This window comes from Anoxybacillus sp. LAT27, assembly GCF_022030075.1.
GTDB lineage: Bacteria > Bacillota > Bacilli > Bacillales > Anoxybacillaceae > Anoxybacillus > Anoxybacillus kestanbolensis.
Genome location: NZ_JAIWYK010000305.1, coordinates 1 through 232, shown reverse-complemented (window position 1 = coordinate 232; position 232 = coordinate 1). Strand labels below are relative to the sequence as shown.

Here is a 232-nt window from a genome sequence, read left to right as displayed (position 1 = left end):
CTCCAGGATGTTTTTGCTCTTATTTTTATACAAACCCAGCCCTTTTATATGCTCTTCCAGCTCTTCCTGCGTCAAATGGATGAAATGCTCCGGCTTGTTGAACTTTTGGAACAGGGGGCCGGTGATTTCGTTTACCCGTTTGTCCGTGCACTGCGCCGAGAGAATCGTGGCGATCAAGAGTTCGAACGGCGTTGTGTAGTTCAGCTCGCAGTGAGCGTCCGGGTACATCTGA

General features: G+C 50.0%; 1 protein-coding gene. It reads right to left on the bottom strand.

Translation table 11 applies throughout. The features are described 5' to 3' along the window. Positions 1-232: endonuclease III domain-containing protein (locus tag LD028_RS09560; protein ID WP_369414823.1), on the bottom strand; the 232-nt coding region annotated here is incomplete at both ends.